Source organism: Mizugakiibacter sediminis, assembly GCF_000953855.2.
Taxonomy (GTDB): domain Bacteria; phylum Pseudomonadota; class Gammaproteobacteria; order Xanthomonadales; family Rhodanobacteraceae; genus Mizugakiibacter; species Mizugakiibacter sediminis.
This window is the reverse complement of sequence record NZ_DF970218.1, coordinates 41,138-51,098: the sequence shown is the minus strand read 5'-3', so window position 1 is coordinate 51,098 and position 9,961 is coordinate 41,138. Positions and strand designations below refer to the sequence as shown.

General features: G+C 71.0%; 9 protein-coding genes. 8 read left to right on the top strand and 1 reads right to left on the bottom strand.

Features of this window, described 5'->3' with window-relative positions:
- The 8 genes from MBSD_RS15455 to pilH all read left to right on the top strand — a co-directional run.
- Window positions 1-278, top strand: a 278-nt coding sequence (locus MBSD_RS15455; protein WP_336603257.1) for a winged helix domain-containing protein, incomplete at its 5' end; no start/stop codon positions are given.
- Window positions 275-781 carry a DUF7931 domain-containing protein gene (locus tag MBSD_RS10030; protein WP_062537206.1) on the top strand — a complete coding sequence of 169 codons (507 nt, stop codon included), beginning with the start codon at window positions 275-277 and terminating at the stop codon, window positions 779-781. The genes MBSD_RS15455 and MBSD_RS10030, both read left to right, overlap by 4 nt.
- A 155-nt stretch (window positions 782-936) precedes the next feature.
- Window positions 937-3,762, top strand: coding sequence for a 2-oxoglutarate dehydrogenase E1 component (locus MBSD_RS10025; protein WP_062537205.1), 2,826 nt, complete (start codon window positions 937-939; stop codon window positions 3,760-3,762).
- Between the two features lie 45 nt (window positions 3,763-3,807).
- Window positions 3,808-5,001, top strand: coding sequence for a 2-oxoglutarate dehydrogenase complex dihydrolipoyllysine-residue succinyltransferase (odhB, locus tag MBSD_RS10020; RefSeq protein WP_062537204.1), 1,194 nt, complete (start codon window positions 3,808-3,810; stop codon window positions 4,999-5,001).
- A gap of 143 nt (window positions 5,002-5,144) precedes the next feature.
- The gene (gene lpdA / locus MBSD_RS10015) at window positions 5,145-6,569 is read left to right on the top strand and encodes a dihydrolipoyl dehydrogenase (RefSeq protein ID WP_062537203.1); all 1,425 of its coding nucleotides are present in this window, start codon (window positions 5,145-5,147) and stop codon (window positions 6,567-6,569) included.
- A gap of 21 nt (window positions 6,570-6,590) precedes the next feature.
- Window positions 6,591-7,448 (top strand): class I SAM-dependent methyltransferase, encoded by an 858-nt coding sequence (locus MBSD_RS10010; RefSeq protein ID WP_062537202.1) that lies wholly within the window; start codon window positions 6,591-6,593, stop codon window positions 7,446-7,448.
- Window positions 7,449-7,473: 25 nt separating this feature from the next.
- Complete coding sequence (locus tag MBSD_RS10005) at window positions 7,474-8,481, top strand: YhdH/YhfP family quinone oxidoreductase (RefSeq protein ID WP_062537201.1); 1,008 nt, start codon at window positions 7,474-7,476, stop codon at window positions 8,479-8,481.
- Between the two features lie 136 nt (window positions 8,482-8,617).
- Entirely contained in the window at window positions 8,618-8,983 is a 366-nt protein-coding gene (pilH, locus tag MBSD_RS10000; protein ID WP_062537200.1) for a twitching motility response regulator PilH, read from the top strand.
- Between the two features lie 34 nt (window positions 8,984-9,017).
- On the opposite strand, the gene MBSD_RS09995 is transcribed toward pilH, so the two are convergent.
- Entirely contained in the window at window positions 9,018-9,917 is a 900-nt protein-coding gene (locus tag MBSD_RS09995; RefSeq protein WP_062537199.1) for a DnaJ C-terminal domain-containing protein, read from the bottom strand.
- Between the last annotated feature and the right edge of the window lie 44 nt (window positions 9,918-9,961).

The following is a 9,961-nucleotide window of genomic DNA, read 5'->3' as shown; positions in this document are numbered from 1 at the left end:
CCGCGCAGTTCGAACGCGCGCTGGCGGCGGGCGCGCGGCTGCTGCGTCACCCCTGGTCGCGCTTCGCCTGGACGCGGCACGGGCGCGCGGCGACGCTGTACGTCGCCGGCGAAGCGCTGCCCTGCCCGGCCGCGCTGGCGCGGCGGCTGTGCGAGCCGGCGCCGTTCGCCGCCGATGCCGCGGAGCTGCGCGGCGCCGCCGCGCGTGCGGTCGCGCTCGATCTCGTCAACGCCGGCCACCTCGGCCTGCAGCGCGCGCGCCGGAGGGCCGCCCGATGAATCCGTCGTCCCCGCGTCCCGAAGCCCGCGCGCTCGTCTGCGAGACCCGCGAGCAGGCGCTCGCCGCCGCACTCGACTTGCTCGGCGCCGCCCGCCGCGAGGCGCGCATCTACACCCGCGACCTCGACCCCGGCCTGCTCGACGCCGAAGCCTGCGTGGAAGCGCTGCGCCGGCTGGCCATCTCCGGCCGCGGCGCCAGCGTGCGCATCCTGGTCCACGACCTGCGCCCGGCGCAGCAGGACGGCCACCGCCTGCTGCCGCTGGCGCAGCGCCTGCCGAGCGTGTTCCAGCTGCGCAGCCCGCTCGAACCCGGCGATCGCGACTACGCCTCCGCATTCCTGCTCAACGACGCCGGTGGCTATCTCTGCCGCACGCTGGCCAGCCGCTGGGAGGGCGAGGGCTCGACCTACGCGCCGGGTCGCCAGGCGCAGTTCGCCGCCTACTTCGATCAGGTGTGGGAGCGCTCCGCGCCCTGCACCGAACTGCGTCTGCTCGGACTATGACGCCCAGCTGACGCGCGCGTCCGCGCCCCGAGTCGTCGCTTGCCGCAGCGCAGCAACAAGCCGTTATAATTCGCGGGCTTTCGACCCGCGCAAGGGCGGCGGGCGACTCGTCGGGCGCGCCCAAGCGCGCCCTTTCGTCTTTCTGCGGTGACAGCGTGAACCTACTGCAAGCGTTCTCCGAGTCTTCCCAGCTTGGCGGCGGCAATGCCGCCTACATCGAGGCCCTGTACGAGACCTGGCTGCGCACGCCCGAGGCGGTGCCGGCCGAATGGCGCGGCTATTTCGAGGCCTTCAAGGGCCGCCAGGCCGGCGACCTGCCGCATTCCGAGGCCATCGCCCGCATCGAGGCGGCGCAGCGCCTGAACCATCGCGCGGTCGCGCTGCCGGTCGGCGACGCCCACGCGCAGAAGCAGGCGGGCGTGCTGCGCCTGCTGACCGCGTTCCGCTCGCGCGGCCATCTCGCCGCCGACCTCGATCCGCTGGGGCTGGCGCAGAAGCTGCCGGCGCCGGATCTGGAGCTGGCCTTCCACGGCCTCGGCAACGCCGATCTCGACACCGAATTCGACACCGGCACCTACGCCGGCGGCACGCGCCTGAAGTTGCGCGAGCTGGTCGCACGGTTGAAGGCCACCTACACGGCGACGATCGGCGCCGAGTTCATGCACATCGCCGACGCCGATCAGCGTCGCTGGATCTACACCCGGCTCGAGCAGGCCAACGGCAACGCCGGCCTCGGCAAGGACGAGCAACTGCGCGTGCTCGAGCGCCTGACCGCGGCCGAGGGGCTGGAGCGCTACCTGCACACCAAGTACGTCGGCCAGAAGCGCTTCTCGCTGGAAGGCGGCGACAGCCTGATCCCGATGCTGGACGAGATCGTGCGTCGCGGCGGCGCGACCGGCGTCAAGGATCTGGTGATCGGCATGGCCCACCGCGGCCGCCTCAACGTGCTGGTCAACACGCTGGGCAAGCCGCCGCACAAGCTGTTCGACGAGTTCGAGGGCAAGTTCGACCATCCGGCCGACCCGGCCCATTCCGGCGACGTCAAGTACCACATGGGCTTCAGCGCCGACGTGCGCACGCCGGGCGGCAGCGTGCACCTCGCGCTGGCGTTCAATCCCTCGCACCTCGAGATCGTCGACCCGGTGGTCGTCGGCTCGGTGCGCGCGCGGCAGACGCGCCGCCGCGACGAGGCCCACGAGCAGGTGCTGCCGGTGCTGGTCCACGGCGACGCCGCGTTCACCGGCCAGGGCGTGGTGATGGAACTGTTCAACATGTCGCAGGCGCGCGGCTTCGCCGTCGGCGGCACGCTGCACATCGTCATCAACAACCAGGTCGGCTTCACCACCTCGGACCCGCGCGACGCGCGTTCGGCGCAGTACTGCACCGACGTCGCCAAGATGGTCAATGCGCCGGTGTTCCACGTGAACGGCGACGATCCGGAGGCGGTGCTGCTGGTCACCCGCCTCGCCTACGACTTCCGCCGCACGTTCAAGAAGGACGTGGTGATCGACCTGGTCTGCTACCGCCGCCACGGCCACAACGAGGCCGACGAGCCGGCGGCGACGCAGCCGCTGATGTACCAGGTGATCCGCGCGCGCCCGACGACGCGCGAACTCTACGCCAAGCGGCTCGCCGGGCAGGGTGTCATCGCCGCCGCCGACGCGCAGAAGCTGGTCGATGCCTACCGCAACAAGCTGGAGGCCGGCGAGCCCGTGACCGAGCTCGACCGCGACGCCAGGGACGCGTTCGCCGTCGACTGGACGCCGCACGCGGACGGCCGCCTCGACGAGGCCGTGGCGACCGGCGTCGAGCGCAAGACGATGGCCGCGCTGCTCGACGTGATCCTCGACACCGGCGCGGTCAGGCTGCACCCGCGCGTGGCCAAGATCTACGACGACCGCCGCAAGATGGCGGCCGGCGAGCTGCCGCTGGACTGGGGCTTCGCCGAGAACCTCGCCTACGCCACGCTGATCCGCGACGGCTACGGCCTGCGCCTGGTCGGCCAGGACTCCGGCCGCGGCACGTTCTTCCACCGCCACGCCGTGCTGCACGACCAGGCCAGCGGCGCGACCACGCTGCCGCTGGCGCGCGTGCGCGAAGGCGCGCCGGTCGCGGTGATCGACTCGGTGCTGTCCGAGGAGGCGGTGATGGCGTTCGAATACGGCTACGCCACCGCCGATCCGCAAACGCTGGTGATCTGGGAAGCGCAGTTCGGCGACTTCGCCAACGGCGCGCAGGTGGTGATCGACCAGTTCATCAGTTCGGGCGAGGCCAAGTGGGGCCGCCTGTGCGGCCTGACGCTGTTCCTGCCGCACGGCTACGAGGGCCAGGGCCCCGAGCATTCCTCCGCGCGCCTGGAGCGCTACCTGCAGCTGTGCGCGCTGAACAACATGCAGGTGTGCGTGCCGACCACGCCGGCGCAGGCCTTCCACATGATCCGCCGGCAGATGTTGCGCCGCGCGCGCAAGCCGCTGGTGGTGATGACGCCGAAGTCGCTGCTGCGCCACAAGCTCGCCGTGTCGACGCTGGACGAGCTGGCCGAGGGCGGCTTCCGGCTGGTGATCGGCGACCAGCGCGGCGTCAACGCGAAGAAGGTCAAGCGCGTGGTGCTGTGCTCGGGCAAGGTCTACTACGACCTGCTCGAGGAAGCCGACAAGCGCGGGCTGAAGGACGTCGCCCTGGTGCGTGTCGAGCAGCTCTATCCGTTCCCGCGCATCGAGGTTTCCGCCGAGCTGGCGAAATATCCGGCCGCCAAGGAAGTGGTCTGGTGCCAGGAGGAGCCGAGGAACCAGGGGGCCTGGTTCCAGATCCGCCATCACCTGCAGGCCTGCATCGGCGACGGGCACAGCCTGTCCTACGCCGGCCGCACGGGCTCGCCCGCGCCGGCCTGCGGCCACTACAGCACCCACGTCGCCGAGCAGGCGGCGCTGGTCGAGCAGGCGCTGGTCGCCCCGGTCGGCGAAGCCTACGCCGCGGACTGAACCTGCCCGACGCAACCGACGAACGCCCTCCAAAGGACGCACCTCATGGCCATCGAAGTCAAAGTACCGGTCCTGCCCGAATCCGTCTCCGACGCCACCATCGCCACCTGGCACAAGCAGGCGGGCGCCGCGGTGAAGCGCGACGAGAACCTGGTCGATCTCGAGACCGACAAGGTGGTGCTGGAGGTGCCCTCGCCCGTCGACGGCGTGCTGAAGAGCATCGTCAAGAACACCGGCGACACCGTCACCAGCCAGGAAGTGATCGCGGTGATCGAGGAAGGCGCCGTCGCCGCGGCCGCGCCCGCCGAGGCGAAGCCGGCCGCGCCCGCCGAGGCGCCGAAGCCGGCGGCGGCCGCCGCGCCGAAGGGTGTCGGCGAGCTCTCGCCCGCCGGCCGCCGCGTCGCCACCGAGGAGAAGATCGACCCGTCCAAGGTGGCCGGCACCGGCCGCGACGGCCGCGTCACCAAGGAAGACCTGGTGAACTACGCCAAGGGCGCCGCCGCGCCCGCGGCGCCGGCGGCGAAGCCGACGCCCGGCGCGCGCCCCGAGGAGCGCGTGCCGATGACGCGCATCCGCGCGCGCATCGCCGAGCGCATGATGCAATCGAAGAACTCGATCGCCATGCTGACCTCGTTCAACGAGGTCAACCTCGGCAAGGTGATGGCGATGCGCAAGTCGCTCGGCGAGGCCTTCGAGAAGGAGCACGGCATCAAGCTCGGCCTGATGAGCTTCTTCGTCAAGGCCGCGTGCGAGGCGCTGAAGCGCCACCCGATCGTCAACGCCTCGGTCGACGGCAACGACATCATCTACCACGGCTACCAGGACATCTCGATCGCGGTGGCGACCGACAAGGGCCTGGTGACGCCGGTGCTGCGCGATGCGCAGGACATGAGCTTCGCCGACATCGAGAAGGCGATCGCCACCTATGCGAAGAAGGCGCGCGAGGGCGGCCTCGCCCTCGAGGACCTGCAGGGCGGCACCTTCACCATCACCAACGGCGGCGTGTTCGGCTCGCTGCTGTCGACGCCGATCGTCAACCCGCCGCAGAGCGCGATCCTCGGCATGCACACGATCAAGGACCGCGCCGTGGTCGAGAACGGCCAGGTCGTCGCCGCGCCGATGATGTACCTCGCGATCTCCTACGACCACCGCATCATCGACGGCAAGGACGCGGTGCTGTTCCTGGTCGACATCAAGAACCAGCTCGAGAATCCGCATCGCATGCTGCTGGGGCTGTAAGGCGGACGCCGGGACTCGGGACTCGGGACTCGGGACTCGGCCAGAAAGCTGTCAGAGTGGGAATCCGGACGCGGTAAAGCCCATGCTTTTCCGAGTCCCGAGTCCCGGATCCCGAGTCCCGATCCAAGGACTCCCAAATAGCCATGTCTGAACAATTCGACGTCATCGTCATCGGCGGCGGCCCCGCCGGCTATCACGCCGCGATCCGCGCCGCGCAGCTCGGCCTGAAGACCGCGTGCGTGGACAACTACGCCGGCAAGGACGGCAAGCAGGCGCTGGGCGGCACCTGCCTCAACGTCGGCTGCATCCCGTCGAAGGCGATGCTGGATTCGTCGAAGCAGTTCTACAACCTGACGCACCACCTCGAGGTGCACGGCATCACGACCAAGGGCGCGGCCATCGACGTGAAGACGATGGTCGGCCGCAAGGATAAGATCGTGAAGCAGTTCACCGGCGGCGTGGCGACGCTGTTCAAGGCGAACAAGGTCGCCTCGTACTTCGGCAAGGGCAAGCTGCTCAAGGGCAACCGCGTCGAGATCACCGCGCCGGACGGCAAGACCGAGACGATCGCGGCGGCCAACGTCATCCTCGCCTCCGGTTCGGTGCCGATCGAGCTGCCGTTCGCCAAGTTCGACGGCAAGACCATCGTCGACAACGCCGGCGCGCTGGACTTCGACGCCGTGCCGAAGCGCCTCGGCGTGATCGGCGCCGGCGTGATCGGCCTCGAGCTGGGCAGCGTGTGGAAGCGTCTCGGTTCCGAGGTCGTGGTGCTGGAAGCGCTGCCCGACTTCCTCGCCGCCGCCGACGCCGACATCGCCAAGATCGCCGCGCGCGAGTTCAAGAAGCAGGGCCTCGAGATCAAGCTCGGCGCCAAGGTCGGCAAGGCCGAGGTGAAGAAGAACGAGGTGCACGTCACCTACGCCGACAAGGACGGCGAGCACGCGATCGTGTTCGACAAGCTGCTGGTCGCCGTCGGTCGCCGCGCCTACAGCGAGGGCCTGCTCGGCGAAGGCACCGGCGTCGAGGTCGACGAGCGCGGCCGCGTGGTGGTCGACGAGCACTGCTGGACCGGCGTGCCCGGCGTGTGGGGCATCGGCGATTGCGTGCGCGGCCCGATGCTGGCGCACAAGGGCTTCGAGGAAGGCATCGCCGTGGCCGAAACCATCGCCGGCAAGGCGGGCCACGTCAACATGGACACTATCCCCTGGGTGATCTACACCGAACCCGAGATCGCCTGGGTCGGCAAGACCGAGGCGCAGTGCAAGGCCGAGAACCTCCCGTACAAGACCGGCCACTTCCCGTTCGCGGCCGTCGGCCGCGCGGTGGCGATGAACGAGACCGCCGGCACGGTGAAGGTGATCGCGCACGCCGAGACCGACCGCATCCTCGGCGTGCACATGGTCGGCCCGAACGTCTCCGAGCTGATCGCCGAGGCGGTGGTGGCGATGGAGTTCAAGGGCTCGGCCGAGGACTTGGCGCGCATCGTCCACGCGCATCCGACCCTGTCGGAAGCCGTGCACGAGGCGGCGATGGCCGTCGACAAGCGGGCGATCCACCGCTTCGGCTGAGCATCTGCGAGGGCTCGCGCCATGGGCCGGGACACGCCGATCCGCAACGTCTCCGACACCGCGTCGTGGGTGGCGATCTACCGCGCCATGGAAAGCGAGCGCGCGGACGCGCTGTTCCGCGATCCCTACGCGCGCCGCCTCGGCGGCGCGCGCGGCGAGGCGATCGTGCGCGCGATGCCGCGCGGCGCGGCCTCGGCCTGGCCGATGATCGTGCGCACCGCGGTGATGGACGAGATCGTGCTGCGCTGCGTGCGCGACGGCGCCGCCACGGTGCTCGATCTCGCCGCCGGCCTGGACGCGCGCCCCTACCGCCTCGACCTGCCGGCCTCGCTGCGCTGGTACCACGTCGACATGCCGGCGATGGTCGACTACTTCCGCGAGCAGATGGCCGGCGAGACGCCGCGTTGCGCGCTGGAATTCGTCGCCGCCGACCTGCGCGACGCGGACGCGCGGCGCGAGGTGTTCTCGCGCGCCGCCGCGCACGGGCCGGTGCTGGCGATCACCGAAGGCCTGCTGGTCTACCTCGAAGCCGCGCAGGTCGCCGACCTCGCCCGCGCGCTGCACGACGTCGCGCGGGCGAAATGGTGGCTGACCGACCTCGCCTCGCCGCGCCTGTTGAAGATGCTGGAGAAGCGCTGGGCGCCGCGGCTGCGCGCCGGCAACGCGCCGTTCCGCTTCGGTCCCGCCGAAGGCACCGCGTTCTTCGCGCCGCACGGCTGGCGCGAGGCCGAATTCCGCTCCACCTGGGACGAAGCGGTGCGCCTGAAGCGCACCATGCGCGGCGCCTGGCTGTGGTCGCTGCTGGGCCGGCTGCAGCCGCGGCGGCGGCGCGAGGAATTTCGCCGCATGTCCGGCATCGTCCTGCTGGAAGCCGCCTGAACCGCCCACGATCCGGGAGCCCACGATGAGCGTGCCCGCCTCCTTCCGCGCCTTCCGCATCCACGGCGACGGCGCCGGCCATCGCGCCGGCATCGAGACGTTGCGCCTGGACGACCTCAGTCCCGGCGAGGTCGTGGTCAAGGCGGCCTACTCGTCGGTCAACTACAAAGACGCGCTGGCCGGCACCGGCAAGGGCAAGATCCTGCGCCGCTTCCCGCTGGTCGGCGGCATCGACGTCGCCGGCCACGTGGTCGCCTCGACCGATCCGGCGTTCCGCGAGGGCGACGCGGTGCTGTGCACCGGCTGCGGCTTGTCGGAGACGCGCGACGGCGGCTACGCCGAATACGTGCGGCTGCAGTCGGCGTGGACGATTCCGCTGCCGACCGGACTGTCGCTGCGCGAGAGCATGATCCTCGGCACCGCCGGCTTCACCGCCGGCCTCGCCCTGCTGCGCATGCGGGACAACCGCCAGCGCCCCGAGCTAGGGCCGATCGCGGTCACCGGCGCCAGCGGCGGCGTCGGCATGCTGGCCACGGCGATCTTCAGCCGCGCCGGCTACGAGGTGCACGCGATCAGCGGCAAGCCCGAGCGCGCCGAGGCGCTGAAGGCGCTGGGCGCGAGCGCGGTGCTGGACCGCCGCACGCTGGAACTCGGCAGGCGCCCGCTCGAATCGGCGCGCTACGGCGGCGCGCTGGACAACGTCGGCGGCGCGATGCTGGCCGGCCTGCTGCCGCTGGTGCAGCCCTACGGCAACGTCGCCGCCTGCGGCCTCGCGGCGAGCGCGGAACTGGCGACCACGGTGATGCCCTTCATCATCCGCGGCGTCAGCCTGCTCGGCATCGCCTCGGCGGGCACCGCGCGCGACCAGCGCGAACAGGTGTGGGCGCATCTCGCGACGGACTGGAAACCGGCGCGGCTGGACGCCGTCTGCACGCGCGAGGTCGCGCTGGAAGAGGTGCCCGCGGTGTTCGACACCATGCTGGGCGGCGGCTCCTTCGGCCGCACGCTCGTCGTCCTGGGCGGCGCGGGCTGATCGAATCGACTTGCGCTGTCGCCGCAATGTGGCTGATTTCGCGGTTTTTCGTCCGCGCCCCGTCCGTCGTGCCGCAGCGGTTGGAAGCGCCCACCCCGACCCGTAGAATGCGGACGTCCTCCCCTGAGGTTTGCCCATGGCGCGCATCCTGATCGTCGACGATTCGCCATCCCAACTGCTCGGCATCAAGCGCCTGGTGGAGAAGCTGGGCCATCAGGTGGTGACGGCCGAGGACGGCGCGGCCGGCGTCGAGGCGGCGCGCCGCGAGAAGCCCGACCTGATCCTGATGGACGTGGTGATGCCGAACCTCAACGGCTTCCAGGCCACGCGCACCATCTCCAAGGACCCGGACACCGCGCACATCCCGATCGTGCTGGTGACCACCAAGGACCAGGAGACCGACAAGGTCTGGGGCATGCGCCAGGGCGCCAAGGCCTACATGACCAAGCCCGTCGACGAGGCGGAACTGACGCGCACGCTGAAGGAACTGATCGGCGGCTAGCTGCGATCGCCGCGCCGCGCGGCGCCGGCCGGCGTCAGTGCCGGCGGCGCGGATCGAAATCCGCAAAAGCTTGCCGGAACGCCGCGTAGGCGCGTTCCGCCGCCTCGTCGTGCGCCGGCGGCGCGTGGATCGCCAGCGTCACCAGCTGATCGCCGGGCGGCTGCCCGGGCATGCCGCGCCCCTTGAGGCGCAGCTTGCGCCCGCTCTGCGACCCCTTCGGAATATGCAGCTCCACCGGGCCGCCCAGCGTCGGCACCGACACGCTGGCGCCCAGCGCCGCTTCCCACGGCGTCACCGCCAGGGTCGACAGCACGTTGCGGCCGTCCAGGGTGTAGTGCGGATCCTCGCGCACCGCCACCTCGAGCAGCAGGTCGCCGGCGCGGCCGCCGTGATGGCCCGCGTGGCCCTGGCCGGCCAGGCGGATGGTCTGTCCGGGCAGCACGCCCGGCGGGATCTTCACTTCCAGCACGCGCTCGCCGCCGCCGTCGTGCAGCGCCACGCGCGTGCGTCCGCCGGCATAGGCGGTGGCGAGGTCGATCTCGATGCGCGCCTGCACATCGCGGCCGCGGCGCGGCCCGGCCGCGCGCGCGCCCGCGGCGCGGCCGAACAGGCTTTCGAAGAAGTCGCTGAAACCGGTGGCGCCGCCGGCCCCGCCGAAATCGAAGCCGTAGTCGTCGCCCCAGTCCGGCGGCGGCCGGAACTCTTCGCCCGGCCGGTAGCCGTGCGTGCGCAGCTGGTCGTAGGCCCGGCGTTTCTGCGCGTCGCGCAGCACCTCGTAGGCCTCGTTGACCGCCTTGAACTTGTCCTCGGCACCGGCCTCCTTGCTCACGTCGGGGTGGTACTTGCGCGCGAGCTTGCGGTAGGCGGCCTTGATCTCCGCCTCCGTCGCCTTGGGCTCGACGCCGAGGATCTGGTAGTAGTCCTTGAACTCCATGCGTCCCCTTCCCCGGGTTGCGCGCGAACGAAAGGGCCTGCGGC